Genomic DNA, 19640 nt, shown 5'->3' with positions numbered 1-19640 from the left:
TGCCTGTGAACTCCTAACAGCGGCCGGTTGAAGCCGCGTCCCGAGAAACTGCCACCATGTTCGCCACCATTCCCAATCCCGTTCCCGCCCGCATGAAAGGCCTCAACCGGGCCGAGATCTGCGACGTCAACTTCAGCGAGTTCGTGAAGGCCTGGAACGGACGCAGCGACGCGAAGCCGGCCGCGCACGAGGCCATCCTCGATGGCAGTGCGCTCGATGCGCAGGGTTTTCGCGAGCTGTTCGAATCGCAGCTGGTCAGTCGCCACCTCGACCTGATGGCGCGCGTGCTGCGCGTGCAGAACAAGGTCTTCTACACCATCGGTTCCAGTGGCCACGAAGGCAACGCGATGGTCGCGCGCCTGACCCGGCACACCGATCCGGCCTTCCTGCATTACCGTTCCGGCGGGTTCATGGCCGAACGCTTCCGCAAGCTGCCGGGCATGGATCCGATCATGGATTCGGCCTTGTCCTTCGCCGCCAGCAAGGACGATCCCGCCTCGGGCGGCCGCCACAAGGTGTGGGGTAGCAAGCCGTTGTGGGTGCTGCCGCAGACCTCGACCATCGCATCGCACCTGCCCAAGGCGCTGGGCACCGCGGTCGCCATCGAAACCGGCAAGCGCTTGGGCCATGCGCTGCCGATCCCGGACGACAGCATCGCCATCTGCTCCTTCGGCGACGCCTCGTCCAACCACGCCACCGCGCAGACCGCGTTCAATGCCGCGGCCTGGACCGCCTACCAGAAGCTGCCGGCGCCCGTGCTTTTCGTGTGCGAGGACAACGGCATCGGCATCTCGGTGAAGACGCCGACGGGGTGGGTCGCCAACCGCTTCCAGCACATGGACGGCCTCGACTACTTCTTCGCCGACGGCCTGGACCTGGCGAGCGGCTATGGCGACGTGAAGAAGGCGGTCGAACACTGCCGCCGCACGCGGCGTCCGACGTTCCTGCACCTCAAGACCAACCGCATCATGGGTCATGCGGGCACCGACTTCGAGATCGAGTGGCGTTCAATCGACGAGCTGTGCGCGGTGGAAGCGGCCGATCCGCTGCTGCGTTCGGCCGCGATCGCGCTGGAATCCGGCCTGATGTCGAAGGACGAAGTGCTCGAGCTGTACGAGGCCACGCGCAAGAAGTGCTTCGCGGCGGCCGAGGAAGCCGATCGCCGTCCCAAGCTGGAGAGGCTGGAGGACGTGATCGCGCCGCTGGCGCCGTATACGCCGGCCAAGGTCGCGCAGGAAGCGAAGCGTGCCGACTACGCCGAGCGCCGCCTCGAGGTCTTCGGGGGCGAAGCCAAGCTGCCGGAAAACCAGGCCCCGCGCCACCTCGCCATCCAGATCAACAACGCCCTGCACGACATCTTCGCAAAGTACCCGGACACGCTGCTGTTCGGCGAGGACGTGGCGCAGAAGGGCGGCGTGTACACCGTCACCAAGGGGCTGCAGAAGGCGTTTGGCCCGCGCCGCGTGTTCAATACCTTGCTGGACGAGACCATGATCCTGGGCATGGCCCAGGGCTTCGCCAACATGGGCATGTTGCCGATTCCCGAGATCCAGTACCTGGCGTATTTCCACAACGCCTGCGACCAGATCCGCGGCGAAGCGGCGTCGCTGCAGTTCTTCAGCAACAACCAGTACGCCAACCCGATGGTGGTGCGCATCGCCGGCCTGGGATACCAGCGCGGTTTCGGCGGGCATTTCCACAATGACAACTCGATCACCGCGCTGCGCGACATCCCGGGCCTGGTCGTGGGATGTCCCTCGCGCGGCGACGACGCGGCAACCATGCTGCGCACGCTGACCGCGCTGGCGAAGGTGGACGGCCGCGTGAGCGTGTTTCTGGAACCGATCGCGCTGTACATGGCCAAGGACCTGTACGAGCCCGGCGACGGCCAGTGGCTGACGAGTTACCCGAAGCCCGACGAAGCGATGCCGCTGGGCGAGGGCCGCGTTTACGGCGAGGGCAACGACGACCTGGTCATCTTCACCTACGGAAACGGCGTGCCGATGAGCCTGCGTGCCGCGCGCGCCATCGAAGCCAAGCACGGCTGGAACACGCGGGTCGTCGACCTGCGCTGGCTGGTGCCGCTCAACGAGGCCTACATCGTCGAACAGGCCAAGTCGGCCAAGCGCATCATCATCGTCGACGAAGGCCGCCACAGCGCCGGCGTGGGCGAGGGCGTGATCACGGCAATCGCCGAAGGAGGTTTCGGCGCGCGTCCGTTCCAGCGCGTGGTCGGCACCGATACCTACACGCCACTCGCGGGCGCGGCCTTCCTGGTGATACCGGGAGACGACGACATCGTCGCGGCGGCCGAACGCTTGGCTTGAGCAGCAGGGCGGCGGGCGACTAGCGCGCCAGCCCTTCCATCAGCGGTAACTCGCGGGCATCCACGGCGCCCACCTGGAGGGCCGTGGCGTCCCGTTCGAGCGGGACCACGGCCAAGGCCAGGTGGCGCTCGGCGTTGTCGGCAGCCGTGACGACATGCCCCATCGGCTCGCCGCCATTCTTCAGGTCGTCCCCCGCGTGCAGCGCGGCAGGCGCCTCGACCAAGGCGAGTCCGCGCTTCACCTTTCCGAGGAAATGCGTGCGCGCCACGATCTCCTGCCCGGGATAGCAGCCCTTCTTCACGCTGAAGGCGTTGAGGCGCTCCAGCGAGAGCTGTTGCGGCGTCCAGTGGTCCGTCTGCGAGGACGGCAGGCGGGGCAGGCCGTGTTCCAGGTCGAAGGCGGCCCAGCGCCCCTTCCAGGCCGGATCGTGCGTGGCGGTCGAGGCCGACAGGATGCGCAAGGTCCGGGCGCCGCCGTCCGCACCCATGTCGAGCTCGACGACCGATCCTGCATCGCCGGAGAACTCGTTCCCGCGCGCCTGCGCCGGAGGGGCGAACGCGCCTTCCACGCGCAGGTCATCGCGCACGGCGATCGTCACCTTGCTGCGGAACACGAAGCGCTGCAGCGCCGCGGCGAACGTCACCGGGTCGGCATCCGGCACCAGCAGCCACAAGGTTTCCTCGTCGAATTTCAGCAGCGCGAACAGCGCGATGAGGCGTCCCTTGGGCGTCAGCCAGCCGCTCCATTGCCAGCGTCCCGGCGCCAACACCTTGAGATCGTTCATGAATTGCGCCTGCGCGAACGTCGCCGCGTCGCGCCCGGAAAGCGCGATCACGCGGTGGTCGGGAAGGCTGAAAGCCACGGTGGAATCGGCTTGCGGGTTGTCATGCATGGGGGCGGGATTTAAGCTTTTGCGCCGTGATGATAGGCCAATCCCCCCAGGAAGCCCCGGAAGAGGACGTCAAGGACGCAGCCGCCGAGGCAGGTTCCACGCCGGCGCCGGGCCAATCGACGGCAACGCAGTCCCCAAGGGAATGGGGCGGACGCGAAGGTCCCGAACCGACGCGCTACGGAGACTGGGAAAAGAACGGCCGTTGCATCGACTTCTAGGTTTCCGCTCCACGCTCACCGCTCCTCCCTTCCGCCACGCGGCCTGACGCCGCCCCGCCGAGACACCGCACGCCCATGGCTGCCCCAGAACCGCGTGTTCGCGAACGTCCCTTGTCGCCCCACCTCCAGGTTTACCGCTGGCAGGTGCAGATGGTGACTTCGATCCTGCACCGCGCGACCGGCGTCGTCCTCGCCCTGGGCAGCCTGCTGATGGTTTGCGCGTTCCTCTCGCTCGCCGCGGGACCGGAACAGTGGGGGCACTTCAGCGCCTTCGCGCGCTCGCCGCTGGGTTTCATGATCCTGTTCGGCTGGAGTTGGGCGCTGGCGTTCCATCTGGTCAACGGCATCCGCCACCTGATCCAGGATGCGGGCTACGGTTATGCGATCGATTCCTTCGTGCGCAGCAGCTGGATCTCGGTATTCGGCAGCCTGCTGCTGACCATGCTGGTCTGGGTGCTGGCGATGATGCAGCGGGGTGGCGCATGAGCAATTCCAACAAGCGCCTGCGCACGCCGCTGAAGACCGCGCGCGGACTCGGTTCGGCGAAGGATGGCACGCACCACTTCGTCGTGCAGCGCATCACCGCGGTCGCGCTGGTCTTCCTGTCGCTGTACGTGGTCTGGCTGATCCTGTCGCTGGTCGGCGACGATTACCTGGCGGTGCTCACCACCGTCGGCAAGCCGTGGAACGCGACGCTGCTGATCGCCTTCGTGGTGGCCACGTTCTGGCACGCCAAGCTCGGTCTGCAGGTCATCATCGAGGACTACGTGCACACGCCGTGGTCGGCGACGGTGCTGCACCTGGCCAACATCTTCATCTGCGTTCTCGCGGCCCTTGCCAGCGTGCTCGCCATCATCCGCATCGCGCTGGGAGTTTGAGTCGTGGCGGCTTATCAGATCCAGGAACACAAGTTCGACATGGTCGTGGTCGGCGCCGGCGGCGCGGGCCTGCGCGCCACCTTCGGCCTGGCCCAGAAGGGCCTCAAGACCGCCTGCATCACCAAGGTCTTCCCGACCCGTTCGCATACCGTGGCGGCGCAGGGCGGCGTGGCCGCGGCGCTCGCCAACATGGGCGAGGACGACTGGCGCTACCACTTCTTCGACACCGTGAAGGGTTCGGACTGGCTGGGCGACCAGGACGCGATCGAGTACATGTGCAAGGAAGCGATTCCGGCGATCGTGGAGCTCGAGCACTACGGCGTGCCGTTCTCGCGCACCGACGACGGCCGGATCTACCAGCGCCCGTTCGGCGGCATGACCACGCGCTTCGGCGAAGGCCCGCCGGCGCAGCGCACCTGCGCCGCAGCCGACCGTACCGGCCACGCGATCCTGCACACGCTGTACCAGCAGTCGCTGGCGCATGACGCGCAGTTCTTCATCGAATACTTCGCCCTCGACCTGATCATGGACCAGCACGGCGCCTGCCGCGGCGTGCTCGCCCTGGACATGGCCGAAGGCACGCTGCACCTGTTCCGGGCGCAGGGCACCGTGCTCGCGACCGGCGGTTACGGCCGGGCCTACTTCAGCGCGACCTCCGCGCACACCTGCACCGGCGACGGTGGCGGCATGGCGCTGCGCGCGGGACTGGGCATGCAGGACATGGAGTTCGTGCAGTTCCACCCGACCGGCATCTACGGCGCCGGCTGCCTGATCACCGAGGGCGTGCGCGGCGAAGGCGGCATCCTGCGGAATTCCAACGGCGAGCGCTTCATGGAGCGCTACGCGCCGAGCGTTAAGGACCTGGCGCCGCGCGACATGGTCAGCCGCGCGATGACCATCGAGATCCGCGAAGGCCGCGGCGTCGGCGAGCACAAGGACCACATCCTGCTCGACCTGACCCACCTCGGCCCCGAAGTCATCCACGAGAAGCTGCCGGGCATCGCCGAATCCGCGCGCATCTTCGCCGGCGTCGACGTCGAGAAGCAGCCGATCCCGGTGTTGCCGACCGTGCACTACAACATGGGCGGCATCCCGACCAACTACCACGGCGAAGTGGTGCAGCTGCGCGATGGCAACCCCGACGCCGTCGTCCCGGGCCTGTACGCGATCGGCGAAGCCGCGTGCGTGTCGGTGCACGGCGCCAACCGCCTGGGTTCCAACTCGCTGCTCGACCTGGTCGTGTTCGGCCGTGCCGTCGCCAACCGCGCCGCCGAGACCGTCAAGCCCAACGGCGACCACGCCAAGCTTGCATCCGACGCCTGCGATGCGTCGCTCGCACGCCTGGACAGGCTGCGCAACGCCAGCGGCGGCACGCCGACGTCTGTCATCCGCGACAAGATGCAGCGCACGATGCAGGCCGATGCGGCCGTGTTCCGCACCGGCGAGACCCTGGCCGACGGCGTGCGCAAGATGCGCGAGATCCACGCGTCCTTCGCCGACGTCAGGGTCAGCGACCGCTCGCTGGTCTGGAACTCGGACCTGATCGAGACCTTCGAGCTGTCGAACCTGCTCGATCAGGCGCTGGTCACGATCGTGTCGGCCGAGAACCGCACCGAGTCGCGCGGCGCCCATGCCCGCGAGGACTTCCCGGAGCGCGACGACGCCAACTGGCAGAAGCACACCCTGTGCTGGATCGATGGCGCCGGCAACACCGCAATCGACTACCGCCCGGTGCACATGTACACGCTGACGGACGACGTCGCCGTGGTGCCGCCGAAGAAGCGCGTCTACTGATCCGGAGCGAGAAAAAGTGGCTGAATTCACTCTCCCCAAGAACTCGCAGATCCAGAAGGGTCGTCACTGGGCCTCGCCGGGCGCCAAGCAGCCGCGCACCTTCAAGGTCTACCGCTGGAACCCCGACGACGGCATGAATCCGCGCGTGGACACCTACGAGGTGGACATGGCGACCTGCGGCCCGATGGTTCTGGACGCGCTGATCAAGATCAAGAATGAGATCGATCCGACGCTGACGTTCCGCCGCTCGTGCCGCGAAGGCATCTGTGGTTCGTGCGCGATGAACATCGACGGCACCAACACGCTGGCCTGCACCAAGGCGATCAGCGATTGCAGCAGCAAGGGCGAAGTACCGATCTATCCGCTGCCGCACATGCCGGTGGTGAAGGATCTGGTGCCGGACATGACGCATTTCTATGCGCAGTACGCGTCGATCAAGCCATGGCTGCGCACGCAGAGCCCGACCCCGTCCGATCGCGAACGCCTGCAGTCTCCGGCCGACCGCAAGAAGCTCGACGGCCTGTACGAATGCATCCTTTGCGCCTGCTGCTCGACCAGTTGCCCCAGCTACTGGTGGAACGGCGAGCGCTACCTGGGTCCGGCGATCCTGCTGCAGGCGTACCGCTGGATCATCGACTCCCGCGACGAGGACACCGGCGCTCGCCTGGACGACCTGGAAGACCCGTTCAAGCTGTATCGCTGCCACACCATCATGAACTGTGCACGGACCTGCCCGAAGGGCCTGAACCCGGCGCTGGCGATCGCCGAGATCAAGAAGTTGATGCTGGCGCGTCGCGTCTGAGTTCGCGCCGAAACGGATCGAAACAACGAAAGGCGTGCATTGCACGCCTTTCGCCTTAGGAGAGCAGGGATGGGTACGAACGCGATCTTCCTTCCCGGATTGGCGATGGCGCTGCTGACGTTCGCAGTGTGGTGGCGCATGTACTTCACCCGGATCGGGCAGATGAAGCGTGAGCGCATCCATCCCCAATCCGTCGCGCTGTCGTCCCAGGCCGCGACCAGGCTCACGGACAGCCGGGCCGCGGACAATTTCCGCAATCTCTTCGAGTTGCCGGTTCTTTTCTATCTCGCCGTGGTGGTGGCTGCCCAGGCTGGCCTCGCGACCACGCCAATCCTGTTGCTGGCCTGGTTGTTCGTCCTGCTGCGCTTCGCGCACAGTTGGATCCAGTGCACCTACAACAAGGTGATGCACCGCTTCTACGTATACGTTGCCGGCGGCATGGTGCTGTGGGCGATGTGGGGCGTGCTCGGATACGGATTGCTGCGCGCATGAGCGAGGCCGACGAAGCCGAACTGCGTCGCCTGCGCTGGAAGTGCCGGCGCGGGATGCGCGAGCTGGACCAACTGCTCGGCCGCTACCTCGACCGCGAATGGCGGCAATCCTTGCAAGCCGAGCGCGGCGTTTTCCTACGCCTGCTGGAAACCGAGGACGATAGGCTGTGGCACTGGTTCATGGGCCACGAAAGCTCCAACGATGTCGAAATCCAGACCCTGGTCGAACGCATCCGCTCCCTGCCGCCTTGAGTGGAGGGCGTCACCCTTGCTCGCATCCGCCCTGCTCGCGCTGGGCGCGCTTGCGGCGTTCGCGCTGGTGGCATCGGAGCTGGCATGGTTCGTCGCGTTTCCGCTCGCAGCCGGCGTGCTGTTTCGTGCCGGCGTCCTGGCGATGCGGGAGCTTCGCCGGCCCGTCGCCAGCGTCGTGATTCCCGGCCCGGGATCGGCCGCGACCCTCGATGGCGAACTTCTGGAGGAGCTGGCGCTGCAATGGCGCGGGCCATTGGCCTTCCTCAGTTTTCGGGACGTCCGCGGCCGGCGGCGCCACCTGCAGGGTTGGCCCGACAACCTCGACGCCGCCGGGCGCCGTGAACTGCGGCTGGCCATGGCGGCTCGCGCCCCGGCGCGTGCGCCGCGTTCGATGGCACCATAGCGGCTTCGCGTCACGGCCTCGATTCGATCCGGCATGTTCAAACCCGTCCCCGTAGCCATCGGCCTGCGCTACCTGCGCGCCAAACGCCGCAATGGCTTCATTTCCTTCATCTCGTTCGCATCGATCGTGGGCATTGCTCTGGGTGTCGCCATCCTGATCACCACCATGGCGGTCATGGGCGGGTTCCAGCGCGAGATCCGCGACCGCATGCTGCAGATGACCGCGCACGCCACCGTGAGCGGCTACGGCGAACCGGTCCAGGATTGGCCGCATGCCGTGGAAGTCGCGCTGGTCGACAAGCGCATCGTCGGTGCCGCACCGTACGTGGAGAAGGAGGCGCTGATTTCGGGAGCGCGCAACCAGCCCGCGCTGATCCGCGGCGTGCTCCCGGCGGAAGAGGGCAAGGTGTCGGTGCTCGCCGACAAGATGGTCGAAGGCAAGCTCGAGCAGCTGACCCCGGGTAGTTTCAACATCGTCCTTGGCCGCGAACTCGCGCTATGGCTGGGCGTGGGCGTCGGCGACAGCGTGATCGTGACGACCTCCGACTTCCGCAGCACGCCAATGGGGGCCGTCGCCACGCAGAAGCGTTTCCTGGTCAGCGGCATCTTCGAGGCGGGCTACAACGACTTCGACAAGGGGCTGGCCGTCGTCAACATGCAGGACCTGCAGCGCGTGCTGCGCATGGGCGAAGGTGTCACTGGGGTGCGCCTGAAGCTGCGCGACATGGACCTAGCCTTCGACGTCGCCCGCGAGCTCGCCCTGCACCTTGGCGGCCCCTACAGCGTCAGCGACTGGAGCAGCGAGAACGCCAACCTGTTCCGGGCGCTGAAGATGGAAAAGACCATCATGGCCATCCTGCTGGCCTTCATCATCGGCATGGGGGCGTTCAACCTGGTCAATTCGCAGGTGATGCTGGTGACCGACAAGCAGGCGGACATCGCGATCCTGCGCACGCTGGGGCTGACGCCACGCGGCGTGATGAAGGTGTTCATGGTGCAGGGCACGCTGATCGGCGTGATCGGCACGACCATCGGCGTGATCGGCGGGATCCTGTTGACGCTCAACCTGGAGCACATCCTGCGCGGGATCGAACGCGTCTTCGGCGTGCAATTGTTGCCCGAGGATGTGTACTACATCACCGGCCTTCCCACAGACCTGCAGGCCAGCGACGTGGTGCTCACGGCCGCCGCTGCCCTGACCATGGCGTTCCTCGCCACCGTCTATCCCGCCTGGCGCGCCGCGCGCACGGCGCCCGCGGAGGCCCTGCGCTATGAATGAGCTTCCCGTCACCGCCGCCGTCATCCATGCCGAGGATCTCGGCAAGACCTATTCCGAGGGCAAGCTCCGAACGCCCGTGTTCGACGGCCTGTCGCTGTCGGTCGCCAAGGGCGAAACGGTCGCCATCCTCGGCGCGTCCGGTGCGGGCAAGAGCACGCTGCTGCACCTGCTGGGGGGGCTCGACACGCCTACGGCAGGCGAGGTCTACGTCGCCGGACAGAAGATGAGCGCGCTGTCCGATGCCGCGCGCGGAGCGCTGCGCAACAAGTCGCTGGGCTTCGTCTACCAGTTCCACCACCTGCTGCCCGAGTTCACGGCACTGGAGAACGTAATGTTGCCGGTGCTGCTCAATGGCACCGGTGTGCAGGAGGCATCACGGCACGCGCAGGCGCTGCTCGAATCGGTCGGCCTGGGCCATCGCCTGGAACACAAGCCGGGCGAACTCTCCGGCGGCGAGCGCCAACGCGCCGCGGTCGCGCGTGCGCTGGTGAACCGTCCGGCCTGCGTATTGGGCGACGAACCCACCGGCAACCTCGATGAGAAGACGGCGGCAACCGTGTTCGAGCTGATGCTCGCGCTCAACCGCGAGCACCACACCAGCCTGGTCCTGGTGACCCATGCGCGTGCGCTGGCGCGGCGGATGGATCGCGTGCTGGAGCTGCACGAAGGCAAGCTGCGCGAGCTGCGACGCGACGAGGTGTAGCGCGCATGAGCCACGTGGCAAGGACGCCACCCAGCCCTCCGACGTTCGGAACGTCCGCCGCCCTGGCCTTGCTGGCTGGCGTGGTCGGCTGCCTCTGCCTGCCATGGCTGAGCCCATGGTGGCTGTCGGTGGGGTTTGCAGTGCTTGGGCTGTGGGGCTGGGTGCCGTGGGGTAGGGGCAATGGTGCGTCCGCGACCGAACGGTGGATGCACCGCGGTCGTCTGCGCATCCTCGGCGCCTTCGTGTTCGGTTTCGGGCTCACCGGGCTGCACGGCGCCCATGCGCTTGCGGTGCAGCTGCCCGCGCCATTGGAGAAGAAGGAAGCGATCCTCCGCGGCCGCGTGATCGACCTGCCGCGGCACGAACCGCGGCGGACGCAGTTCCTGTTCGTGGTCGATATGGATGGCACGAGTGTCCCAGAACTGCGCGGCCGCACGCTGAGGCTCTCGTGGTACGACGAGGATCATCGGGACCCCACGGCACGCCGGCCGCGTTTCGACGTGAAGGCCGGCGAGCGCTGGTCGCTGCCGGTCCGCGTGCGCGCACCGCGAGGGTTGCGCAACCCCGGCGGCGCCGACGCGGAGAAGTTCGCGGTGGCCGACCGCTTGGCGGCGACGGGTCACGTGTATGCGCCGGAGATGGCGCGCCGCGTCGCGCCGGCGCGGGGTCTGCAGGCGTGGCGCGAAGCGATGTCTGGCCGGATCGCAACACAGGTGCGCGCACCATCGGCGCGCTTCGTGCAAGCGTTGGCCTTGGGGGACACGCGCGCGCTCAGCGACGTCGACTGGGAAGTGCTGCGCGCCAATGGGCTCACCCATCTGATCGCGATTTCCGGCTTCCACGTGGGGCTGGTTGCAGGTTTCGCCGCGTTGCTGGCGCGCGGTGTCTACTGGCCTTGGCCTGCGCTGGCCCGGCGCTGGCCCACCCCGGTCGTGGCCGCCTTGGCGGCGATGCTGGGCGCGGCACTCTACGCCGCAGCGGCCGGATTCGCGTTGCCCACGTTGCGGACCGTGATGATGATCGGCGTCGTCGCCGCGGCCCGCGCATGGCGCCGGCCGGTTCGCGCGCCGCAGGCGCTCGGGCTGGCGGCGATCGCGGTGGTCCTGGTCGATCCCTTGTCGCTGCTCGGCGCAGGGTTCTGGCTCAGCTTCCTGGGCGTCGCATGGTTGCTGTGGTGCCTGCCCGACAACGGCGGCGGCACGGTCCGCCAGTTCCTGGCCGCGCAGGGGGTGGCGACCCTGGGATTGTTGCCGCCCAGCGTCGTGCTCTTCGGCCAGGCCTCGCTGGCGGGGCCGCTGGCGAACCTTGTGGCGGTGCCCTGGTGGAGCCTGGTGGTGGTGCCACTGGCGCTTGTGGGCCTGTTGCTGGAAACGATCTGCCCGGGCGCGGGCGGCGGGACCTGGCGCGCGGCCGCCTGGTGCTTCGAGCTGAGCTGGCCGCTGTTCGAATGGCTGGCGCACAGTGGCCTGGCCTTGTGCTGGCTGCCCGAGGCGCGCTGGTTCGCCTTGCCCGTGGCGATGTGTGGCGCGTTCTGGCTGCTGTTGCCGCGCGGCATGCCGGGCAAGTGGCTGGCGTTGTTCCTGTGGTTGCCCTTGCTGCTGCCGGAGCGTGACATCCCCACGTCAGGTGATGCCGAACTGCTGGTGATCGACGTGGGGCAGGGGCTGTCGGTCCTGGTGCGGACGCACGGGCACGCCTTGCTCTACGACATGGGGCCCGCGATACGTGATGGTTTCGATGCCGGCGACCGTGCCGTCGTCCCGGCGCTGCACGCGCTGGGGGTGCGCCGCCTGGACCGCGCGGTGGTCAGCCACGGCGACAACGACCACGCCGGAGGTTTCGCGGCGGTGCGCGCGGAATTCCCGGTCAACTCGGCGTATGCGCCGGAAGGGGTCGGACTGCCTTTCGCAACGTCGCCGTGTCGCGCCGGCCAGCGCTGGGACTGGGATGGCGTCGAGTTCGAGTTCCTGCATCCGCCGCCGCATTTCCCCTACCTGGCCAATGAGTCCAGCTGCGTACTGCGGATCCGCAGCCGGCATGGATCGGCGCTGCTGACCGGCGACATCGGCGAGGTGATCGAGCGCGACCTGGTGCGCCTGCATGCCCAGGCGCTCCACGCCGACGTGGTGGTGGTTGCCCATCACGGCAGCGCGGGATCCTCCGATCCGACCTTCGTCGAGGCGACCTGGCCTCGCTTCGCGCTGGTGTCGTCCGGGCACGGCAACCGCTTTGGTCATCCCAAGCCCGAGGTGCTGCAGCGATGGCGGCACGGCGGCGCGCAAACCTTCGAGACTTCGGTGGGTGGTGCCCTGCGCGTTGGCTTGCGCGCCCGTGGCATCGATGTGGAAACGCGACGCGGCGCACAGCCCCGCTGGTGGGATGCCGCCCGCAGGCCTTGACGTCCCCGCCGCAAAGCCTTGATAGGGCTGGTTTTGCCCCGAAATATCGCCACCGTCCGGTCCGCTCCGTATGCTAGCGGCCTGATTGTCCCGGACGATGTCCCCCGAGCGGCCCAAGGCCGGAGGTTTGCGAGTGCTGGAACTGGTGAAGGCCGGCGGTTGGCCGATGATTCCGCTGATCCTGCTGTCCGTGTTGGCGCTGACCATCATCGTCGAGCGCGCCTGGACGCTGCGCCGCCGATCGGTGCTGCCGCCGGGCTTGGGCAAGGAAGTGCGGACGTGGGCCGCGGGCGGCAAGCTGGATCCGGCGCATATCGAATCGCTGCGCGCGAATTCGCCGCTGGGCGCACTGCTGGCCGCCGCGCTCGACGTGCGCAACCGCCCGCGCGACCAGATCCGCGAGCGCATCGAGGACGTAGGCCGCCACCTCGTGCACCGGATGGAGCGCTACCTCAACACCCTCGGCACGATTTCGGCCGCCGGCCCGCTGCTGGGCCTGTTCGGCACCGTGGTCGGCATGATCCAGATGTTCCTGGGCATCCTCGACCACGGCATCGGCGACGTGAACCAGCTCGCCGGCGGCATCGGCAAGGCGCTGGTCTGCACCGCCACCGGCATGATCGTCGCGATTCCCGCGCTGATCGCCCATCGCTGGTTCCGCGGCCGCATCGCCGAATACATCGTCGACATGGAGCACGAGGCGATCCAGCTGCTCGACACCATCGAGCCGCGTGCGGCGTCCGCCCGCGTGGCCCCAGGGACCCACGGCATCACGCCGCCGGTAGGCACGCCCTGAGCCCCCGCACGCCGGCCCGCCAATGAGAATCCGCGACCACCGCAAGGACGACGAGCCCGAGATTAACCTGATCCCGCTGATCGACGTCATCCTCACGCTGATCATCTTCTTCGTCGTCACCACCACCTTCGACGCGCGCTCGGTGCTCAAGCTGCAACTGCCCAAGGCCACCGGCGAAGCGGCAACCGACACCACCCGCGCGCTCAGCGTGCTGGTGAACGCCGACGGCCGCTACTTCGTCGACGACCGCGAGGTGCTGCGCGACGACGTCGAATCGCTCAAGGCCACGCTGGCCGAAGTCGCCGGCCCGGACCGCGACCGCAAGGTGTTGCTGCGCGCCGACGCACGCACGCCGCACCAAGCCGTGGTCACCGCCTACGACGCGCTCGGCCAGCTCGGCTTCCGCCAGGTGATGATCGCCACGGCGCCGGAAGTGCGCGCCCAAGGGAAGGCGCAGTGACCCAGGCAGCCTCGCGCTGGCAGATCTACCACCGCCTGAGCGGCTTCACGCGGTCCTACCGTGGCCTGCTGGCACTGGCCTTCGTTGGCATGGTGGTCGAAGCCGCCGCTGGCGGTGCCTTCACCAAGCTGATGGAGCCGGTGGTCAACATCACCTTCATCGACAAGCAGGAACGGCTGAGCCTGTTCCTGCCGTTGGCGATCGTGGGCATCTTCGTCATTCGTGGTATGGCCGGCTACCTCACCGACATGTGCATGGGGCGCTCCGGCCGCGGCATCGCCCGCGACATGCGCGTGCGCGTGCTCGACAAGTACCTGCGCCTGCCCGGGTCGCGCTTCGACAGCGAGCCGGTGCCGTCGATGCTGGTCCGCCTCGGTTCGGACAGCGACCAGGTGGCGCAGGCCGCCATCGACGCGATGAAGGTGATGCTGCAGCAGTCGTTCCAGGTGATCGCCGCACTGGTGGTCATGGTGTGGACCAGCTGGCAGGTGACGGTCGCCATCCTGCTGATGGCGCCCCCGCTGGCCTGGATGATGGACAAGGTTGGAAAACGCTACCGCCGCATCAGCCATCGCATCCAGGAAAGCGGCGGCAAGCTGATGCAGGCGGCCGACCAGGCGCTCTCCAACCAGCAGGAAGTCAAGGTCTACGGGGCGCAGGCGGTCGAGATGCAGCGCTATGCCGCGCAGGCCGATACGCACCTGAGGCTCAGCCTCAAGGTCGAGTCGACTCGCAGCATTTCCTCCGCGGTCGTCCAGCTGATGGGATCGGTCGGGCTGGCGCTGCTGCTGTTCTTCGCCGGCCGCGAAGCGATGGCGGGCCGCTTGTCCGCGGGCGGCTTCGTGACTTTGATGATGTCGATGATGGCGATCATCCCCGCGCTCAAGCAGCTGACCAACGTGCAGAACATGCTGCAGAAGGGCATCGCCTCGGCTGAGCGTCTGTTCAACGTGCTGGATGCCCCTGACGAGGCCGACACGGGCACGCGCCCGCTGTCGCGCGCGCAGGGCGTGATCGAGTTCCGCGACGTCACCGCGCGGTATCCGGGACAGGCGACGCCGGCGCTGCAGGACGTCAGTTTCGTGGCGCGCCCCGGCAGCGTGACCGCGATCGTCGGCCGCTCGGGCAGCGGCAAGTCTTCGCTGATCAAGTTGCTCCCGCGCTTCTACGAGCCGGAAAGCGGCAGTGTGCTGCTCGATGGACATCCGCTGTCCGAATACCGCCTCGGCGATTTGCGCCGCCAGGTCGCGCTGGTGGGCCAGCAGGTGATGCTGTTCGACGGCACCATCGCCGACAACGTCGCTTACGGCGAAATGCAGGATGCAGGTAGTTCGCGCCTCGAACAGGCGATCCGGGGCGCCAACGCGATGGAGTTCGTCGAGCGCCTGCCCGAGGGCGTGCAGACCCACATCGGTGCGAAGGGCAACAAGCTGTCCGGCGGCCAGCGGCAGCGCGTCGCGATCGCGCGCGCGATGCTCAAGGACGCCCCGATCCTGATCCTGGACGAAGCGACGGCTGCGCTCGACACCGAGTCCGAGCGGCTCGTGCAGGATGCGCTCAACCACCTGATGCCGAACCGCACCACGCTGGTGATCGCGCACCGCCTCTCCACCATCGAGCACGCCGACCAGGTACTGGTGATGGACCAGGGCCGCATCGTCGAGCGCGGCACGCATGCCGAATTGCTGGCGCAGGGCGGCCTGTACGCGCACCTGCACCGCATGCAGTTCCGCGAGGGCGAATAGCCATGCCAGGCGGACAGCGACCCCGTTACTGGTATGGCGATGCGAGCGTGCCCTGGGGGCCGCGCATGCTGTCGGCAGCCTACGCGGGACTCACCGGGCTCCGGCGCCGCCTGTATGAGAAGGGACTGCTGCGGAGCCAGCGCAGCGATGTGCCCGTGATCGTGGTGGGCAACATCAGCGTCGGCGGGACCGGCAAGACTCCGTTGACGATCGCCCTTGTGCAGCGCCTGCAGGCGGAGGGATTCAAGCCCGGGGTCGCCAGCCGCGGCTATGGCCGCGAAGAGCCAGCGCAGCCGCGCTGGGTCGACCGGGAAAGCAATCCTTCGAAGGTCGGCGACGAGCCCGCGTTGATCGCGCACCACACCAGCGCGAAGGTGCGCGTCGATCGCGACCGCGCGGCCGCCGCCAAGGCGCTGGTGAAGGCCGGTTGCGACGTGGTCGTCTGCGACGATGGCCTGCAGCACTACCGGCTGGCCCGCGACATCGAGATCGAGGTCATCGACGGCCGGCTTCGTTACGGCAACGCCCAGCGCCTCCCTGCGGGTCCGCTGCGCGAACCGGTGGAGCGCGCGCAACGCTGCGACTTCCGCGTGGTCAACCTCGGCAGCAATGCGGCCCAGGCGAGCAATGTCGGCGCGGGCTTCGGCGAGTGGCCGATGAAACTGCTCGCCGAGCACGTGACCCCGATCACCGGCGGGCGTGCGCGGCCGCTGGTCTCGTTCGCCGGCCAGCGCGTGCACGCCGTGGCCGGGATCGGCGATCCCGAGCGATTCTTCGCCATGCTGCGCGCGTTCGGCATCGCGGTGGTGCCGCATGCGTTCGGCGACCATCACCGTTACACCGCCGCGGACTTCGAGTTCGGCAGCCGGCTTCCCGTGCTGATGACCGAGAAGGACGCGGTGAAGTGCGTCGACATCGCCCGCGACGACTGGTTCAGCACCCCCGTGCGTGCGGAGTTGCCCGAGGCCTTCTGGGTCGCGCTGCTGGACAAGCTGCGCGCTGCCATGGGCTGAGCCGGCACACGTCGCATTGAAGAAGATCCGCTCATGACCGCATCCGATTTCGTCGTCGCCATCCCCGCGCGCTACGCCGCCTCGCGCCTGCCGGGCAAGCCGCTGCGCCTGCTCGCGGGTGAGCCTCTGGTGCTGCACGTCGCGCGACGCGCGCTGTCCGCCGGCGCGCGCGAAGTCTGGGTCGCGGCCGACGACCAGCGCATCGCCGACGCGCTGGCCGGCAGCGGCGTGCGCGTCGCCATGACCTCGAGCACGCACCCCTCCGGGACCGACCGCCTGGCCGAATGCGCGCGCATCGCCGGCTGGAGCGACGACACCATCGTGGTCAACCTGCAGGGCGACGAGCCGTTCGCACCGGCAGAAGGCATCCGGGCCGTGGCCGCGCTGTTGCGCAAGAGCGGGGCGGAGATGGCGACCCTGGCAGCGCGCGTAACCGATGTGGAAACGCTGTTCGACCCCAATGCCGTCAAGCTGGTGCAGGCGGCGAGCGGCGACGCGTTGTACTTCAGCCGCGCCCCGCTGCCGTGGCCGCGCGACGCCTTCGCCCGCGACCGCAGCCGGCTGCCCGATGGTGGCCATTGGCTGCGGCATATCGGCATCTATGCCTATCGGGCCGGGTTCCTGCAGCGCTTCGCCGCCATGCCGCCCGGGCGGCTCGAGCAGATCGAATCGCTGGAGCAACTGCGGGTGCTCGAAGCCGGCTTCCGGATCGCCGCCGCGGTCACGCCGGCGCCGTTCCCGCCGGGTGTCGATACGCCCGAGGATCTGGAGCGTGCCCAGGCGCGCATGGCCGGGCAGGGCTGACACGCGATGGACACGCCGGCGCGCGTGCTGCTCGTGTGCCTGGGCAACATCTGCCGCTCGCCGATGGCCGAGGGCATGCTGCGCGCGCGGATCGAAGCCTCGGCGCTCGCGGGTCGGGTGGTCGTGGATTCCGCGGGCACTGGTGCGTGGCACGTGGGCCGGCCCCCGGATCCGCGCGCGATCGCAACGGCGGCGCGCCATGGCGTCGACATCTCCGGCCTGCGCGCGCGCCAGCTGGCGCGCGACGACTTCGATCGCTACGACTGGCTGCTCTGCGCGGACGCCGGCAACCTGCGCGATGTCCGTGCCCGCGGTCCCGCGGAGGCGCATTCACGTTGTGCGCTGCTGCTGGAGTGGGCGGGCTTGGCGGCCGCGGCCGACGTGCCCGACCCGTACTCCGGCGCGGTCGAGCAATTCGAGGCGGTCTGGTCGCTGCTCGACCGCGCCGCGCTTGGCGTCATGACGCGCCTGGAAGCCGGATTGCGCAACCGCGCCGACGCTTGAGCTAACGCATAATCGGCCCAACATCAGCGAGCCGATGCCAGCAGATCCGATGACTTCCCCCCCGCCGGCCTTCGACGGCAAGGCCTTCGTGAAAGGGCTGAGCACCGCGCCGGGCGTCTACCGCATGATCGCCGCCGACGAGGCGGTGCTGTACGTCGGCAAGGCCAGCGCGCTGCGGAACCGGGTCGCGAGCTACTTCAACGCCTCGCCGAAGTCGCCCCGCATCGCCACGATGCTGGCGCAGGTCGCGCGCATGGAGGTCACGGTCACGCGCACCGAGGCCGAGGCGCTGCTGCTGGAAAACCAGCTGATCAAGTCGCTCAAGCCGCGCTACAACGTGCAGCTGCGCGACGACAAGAGCTACCCGTACGTCCTGCTGACCACGGAGAACTGGCCGCGCATCGGCCTGCACCGCGGCCCACGCGCCGTGCCCGGGCGCTATTTCGGCCCGTATGCCAGCGTCGGTGCGGTGCGCGAGACCCTCAACCTCATGCACAAGCTGTTCCGGCTGCGCAGCTGCGAGGACAGCGTGTTCCGCAACCGCTCGCGTCCGTGCCTGCAGCACCAGATCGGGCGTTGCAGCGCGCCCTGCGTTGGCCTGGTGCCGGCGGAGGAATACGCCGAGAGCGTGCGTCGCGCCGGCCTGTTCCTCGATGGCCGCAGCGACGAGCTCAGCAACGAGCTGGGCAAGTCGATGGAAGCCGCGAGCGAACGGCTCGAGTTCGAGGAGGCCGCTCGCCTGCGCGACCTGATGCAGTCGATCCGCAGCCTGCAGGCGCGCCAGTACGTCGACGGCCGCGCGGCCGAACTCGACGTGCTGGCCGTCGCGCTGCAGGATTCCGCTGCCTGCGTGCTGCTGCTGTCCTTCCGCGACGGCCGCAATCTCGGCACGCGCGCCTTCTTTCCCAAGACCGGCGGCAGCACTGATTCGGGCGAAGTCCTGGCCGCCTTTGTGTCGCAGTACTACGCCGAACAGGCGCCGCCGCGGGAAATCGTGCTGGATCGCGACATTCCCGATCGCGAGCTGATCCAGGAAGCGCTGTCGCTCACTGGCGATCGCAAGGTGCAGATCAAGGCCGCCGTGCGCGGCGAGCGGGCTGGCTACGTCGACCTGGCGCGGCGCAATGCCGAACTGTCGCTGGCCAGCGAGCGGACCAGCCACGCCGCGCAGCGTGCGCGTGCCGAGGCGCTGCGCGACCTGCTCGTGCTGCCCGCGCTGCCCGCCCGCATCGAATGCTTCGACATCAGCCACACGATGGGCGAAGCCACGGTGGCGTCGTGCGTCGTCTTCGACAGTGAAGGCCCGGTGCGTGGCCAGTACCGCCGCTACAACATCACGGGCATCGAACCCGGCGACGACTATGCCGCCATGCACCAGGCCATCGAGCGGCGTTTCCGGCGCGCGGTGGAGGAGCAGGGAGTGATGCCGGACGTGCTGTTGATCGACGGCGGGGCGGGGCAGGTCGCGCAGGCGCGAGCCGCCCTGGATGACCTGGGCGTGGAGGGGGTTGCCCTGGTCGGCGTGGCCAAGGGGCCAGCGCGCCGCCCCGGCGACGAGGAACTGCTGCTGCCCGACGGCCGCATCGTGCATCCGGGCGCCGAATCACCCGCGCTGCAGCTGGTCCAGCAGGTGCGCGACGAAGCGCACCGTTTCGCCATCACCGGCCATCGCGGCCGCCGCCAGAAGGCGCGTAGCACCAGCCGCCTGGAGGACATCCCGGGCATCGGTCCGCGCCGGCGCGCCGCGCTGCTAAAGCATTTCGGCGGCTTGGGCGGGTTGAAGGCCGCCGGGGTCGAGGAAATCGCCCGCGTCGCCGGCGTCAATGCGGCGCTCGCCGAACGCATCTATGCCGCGCTCCACGGCGTGGCCTCGTGAGCCGC

The 19640-nt window shown here is 68.3% G+C and carries 20 protein-coding genes; 19 read left to right on the top strand and 1 reads right to left on the bottom strand.

The window, feature by feature from the left end:
• The first annotated feature begins 56 nt into the window (after positions 1–56).
• Positions 57–2327, top strand: coding sequence for a thiamine pyrophosphate-dependent enzyme (locus BP05_RS09330; protein WP_496362723.1), 2271 nt, complete (start codon positions 57–59; stop codon positions 2325–2327).
• Between the two features lie 19 nt (positions 2328–2346).
• Here BP05_RS09330 and ygfZ read toward each other — a convergent pair whose 3' ends face one another.
• A complete protein-coding gene (gene ygfZ / locus BP05_RS09325; protein ID WP_496362721.1) occupies positions 2347–3219 on the bottom strand; it encodes a CAF17-like 4Fe-4S cluster assembly/insertion protein YgfZ in 873 nt (290 codons plus the stop codon).
• Between the two features lie 29 nt (positions 3220–3248).
• On the opposite strand from ygfZ, the gene BP05_RS09320 reads away from it, so the two are divergent.
• The 18 genes from BP05_RS09320 to uvrC all read left to right on the top strand — a co-directional run bounded on the left by BP05_RS09320 (position 3249) and on the right by uvrC (position 19635).
• Positions 3249–3437, top strand: a complete 189-nt coding sequence (locus BP05_RS09320; RefSeq protein WP_496362719.1) for a DUF1674 domain-containing protein — start codon at positions 3249–3251, stop codon at positions 3435–3437.
• A 75-nt stretch (positions 3438–3512) separates the two neighbouring features.
• A complete protein-coding gene (gene sdhC, locus BP05_RS09315; RefSeq protein WP_496362717.1) occupies positions 3513–3923 on the top strand; it encodes a succinate dehydrogenase, cytochrome b556 subunit in 411 nt (136 codons plus the stop codon).
• The gene (gene sdhD, locus BP05_RS09310; RefSeq protein WP_496362715.1) at positions 3920–4315 is read left to right on the top strand and encodes a succinate dehydrogenase, hydrophobic membrane anchor protein; all 396 of its coding nucleotides are present in this window, start codon (positions 3920–3922) and stop codon (positions 4313–4315) included. The genes sdhC and sdhD overlap by 4 nt, the downstream gene beginning before the upstream one ends.
• Before the next feature lie 3 nt (positions 4316–4318).
• Complete coding sequence (gene sdhA / locus BP05_RS09305; RefSeq protein WP_496362713.1) at positions 4319–6109, top strand: succinate dehydrogenase flavoprotein subunit; 1791 nt, start codon at positions 4319–4321, stop codon at positions 6107–6109.
• A 16-nt stretch (positions 6110–6125) separates the two neighbouring features.
• Complete coding sequence (locus BP05_RS09300) at positions 6126–6911, top strand: succinate dehydrogenase iron-sulfur subunit (RefSeq protein WP_496362711.1); 786 nt, start codon at positions 6126–6128, stop codon at positions 6909–6911.
• A 69-nt stretch (positions 6912–6980) separates the two neighbouring features.
• Complete coding sequence (locus BP05_RS09295; protein ID WP_496362709.1) at positions 6981–7403, top strand: MAPEG family protein; 423 nt, start codon at positions 6981–6983, stop codon at positions 7401–7403.
• The gene (locus tag BP05_RS09290) at positions 7400–7654 is read left to right on the top strand and encodes an FAD assembly factor SdhE (RefSeq protein WP_496362707.1); all 255 of its coding nucleotides are present in this window, start codon (positions 7400–7402) and stop codon (positions 7652–7654) included. Before BP05_RS09295 ends, BP05_RS09290 begins: the two co-directional genes overlap by 4 nt.
• A gap of 16 nt (positions 7655–7670) precedes the next feature.
• On the top strand, positions 7671–8057 hold the full coding sequence (locus BP05_RS09285; protein ID WP_496362705.1) for a hypothetical protein: 387 nt from the start codon (positions 7671–7673) through the stop codon (positions 8055–8057).
• 33 nt (positions 8058–8090) lie between these two features.
• Positions 8091–9335 carry a lipoprotein-releasing ABC transporter permease subunit gene (locus tag BP05_RS09280; protein ID WP_496362703.1) on the top strand — a complete coding sequence of 415 codons (1245 nt, stop codon included), beginning with the start codon at positions 8091–8093 and terminating at the stop codon, positions 9333–9335.
• The gene (gene lolD / locus BP05_RS09275) at positions 9328–10038 is read left to right on the top strand and encodes a lipoprotein-releasing ABC transporter ATP-binding protein LolD (protein ID WP_496362701.1); all 711 of its coding nucleotides are present in this window, start codon (positions 9328–9330) and stop codon (positions 10036–10038) included. The genes BP05_RS09280 and lolD overlap by 8 nt, the downstream gene beginning before the upstream one ends.
• Positions 10039–10043: 5 nt before the next feature.
• On the top strand, positions 10044–12437 hold the full coding sequence (locus BP05_RS09270; protein WP_496362699.1) for a DNA internalization-related competence protein ComEC/Rec2: 2394 nt from the start codon (positions 10044–10046) through the stop codon (positions 12435–12437).
• A gap of 133 nt (positions 12438–12570) precedes the next feature.
• Complete coding sequence (locus BP05_RS09265; protein ID WP_496362697.1) at positions 12571–13233, top strand: MotA/TolQ/ExbB proton channel family protein; 663 nt, start codon at positions 12571–12573, stop codon at positions 13231–13233.
• A 22-nt stretch (positions 13234–13255) separates the two neighbouring features.
• Positions 13256–13693 (top strand): ExbD/TolR family protein, encoded by a 438-nt coding sequence (locus BP05_RS09260; RefSeq protein ID WP_496362695.1) that lies wholly within the window; start codon positions 13256–13258, stop codon positions 13691–13693.
• Positions 13690–15438: a lipid A export permease/ATP-binding protein MsbA gene (gene msbA, locus BP05_RS09255; RefSeq protein ID WP_496362693.1), complete on the top strand. Its 1749-nt coding sequence runs from the start codon at positions 13690–13692 to the stop codon at positions 15436–15438. Before BP05_RS09260 ends, msbA begins: the two co-directional genes overlap by 4 nt.
• On the top strand, positions 15435–16451 hold the full coding sequence (gene lpxK, locus BP05_RS09250; RefSeq protein WP_496363140.1) for a tetraacyldisaccharide 4'-kinase: 1017 nt from the start codon (positions 15435–15437) through the stop codon (positions 16449–16451). Before msbA ends, lpxK begins: the two co-directional genes overlap by 4 nt.
• Positions 16452–16484: 33 nt before the next feature.
• Entirely contained in the window at positions 16485–17255 is a 771-nt protein-coding gene (kdsB, locus tag BP05_RS09245) for a 3-deoxy-manno-octulosonate cytidylyltransferase (RefSeq protein ID WP_496362691.1), read from the top strand.
• Between the two features lie 6 nt (positions 17256–17261).
• Positions 17262–17759, top strand: a complete 498-nt coding sequence (locus BP05_RS09240; RefSeq protein ID WP_496362689.1) for a low molecular weight protein-tyrosine-phosphatase — start codon at positions 17262–17264, stop codon at positions 17757–17759.
• 49 nt (positions 17760–17808) lie between these two features.
• Positions 17809–19635 carry an excinuclease ABC subunit UvrC gene (gene uvrC / locus BP05_RS09235; RefSeq protein ID WP_496362687.1) on the top strand — a complete coding sequence of 609 codons (1827 nt, stop codon included), beginning with the start codon at positions 17809–17811 and terminating at the stop codon, positions 19633–19635.
• Positions 19636–19640 lie beyond the last annotated feature (5 nt).

This window comes from Lysobacter oryzae DSM 21044, assembly GCF_059568595.1.
Note: the sequence above shows the minus strand (reverse complement) of the source record. Positions and strands in the feature narration are given on the sequence as shown.

Coding starts and splice junctions, on each gene's coding strand:
- BP05_RS09330 (WP_496362723.1), top strand. CDS start 57: ATGTTCGCCACCATTCCCAATCCCGTTCCCGCCCGCATGAAAGGCCTC.
- ygfZ (WP_496362721.1), bottom strand. CDS start 3,219: ATGCATGACAACCCGCAAGCCGATTCCACCGTGGCTTTCAGCCTTCCC.
- BP05_RS09320 (WP_496362719.1), top strand. CDS start 3,249: ATGATAGGCCAATCCCCCCAGGAAGCCCCGGAAGAGGACGTCAAGGAC.
- sdhC (WP_496362717.1), top strand. CDS start 3,513: ATGGCTGCCCCAGAACCGCGTGTTCGCGAACGTCCCTTGTCGCCCCAC.
- sdhD (WP_496362715.1), top strand. CDS start 3,920: ATGAGCAATTCCAACAAGCGCCTGCGCACGCCGCTGAAGACCGCGCGC.
- BP05_RS09295 (WP_496362709.1), top strand. CDS start 6,981: ATGGGTACGAACGCGATCTTCCTTCCCGGATTGGCGATGGCGCTGCTG.
- BP05_RS09290 (WP_496362707.1), top strand. CDS start 7,400: ATGAGCGAGGCCGACGAAGCCGAACTGCGTCGCCTGCGCTGGAAGTGC.
- BP05_RS09280 (WP_496362703.1), top strand. CDS start 8,091: ATGTTCAAACCCGTCCCCGTAGCCATCGGCCTGCGCTACCTGCGCGCC.
- lolD (WP_496362701.1), top strand. CDS start 9,328: ATGAATGAGCTTCCCGTCACCGCCGCCGTCATCCATGCCGAGGATCTC.
- BP05_RS09270 (WP_496362699.1), top strand. CDS start 10,044: ATGAGCCACGTGGCAAGGACGCCACCCAGCCCTCCGACGTTCGGAACG.
- BP05_RS09260 (WP_496362695.1), top strand. CDS start 13,256: ATGAGAATCCGCGACCACCGCAAGGACGACGAGCCCGAGATTAACCTG.
- kdsB (WP_496362691.1), top strand. CDS start 16,485: ATGACCGCATCCGATTTCGTCGTCGCCATCCCCGCGCGCTACGCCGCC.
- BP05_RS09240 (WP_496362689.1), top strand. CDS start 17,262: ATGGACACGCCGGCGCGCGTGCTGCTCGTGTGCCTGGGCAACATCTGC.
- uvrC (WP_496362687.1), top strand. CDS start 17,809: ATGACTTCCCCCCCGCCGGCCTTCGACGGCAAGGCCTTCGTGAAAGGG.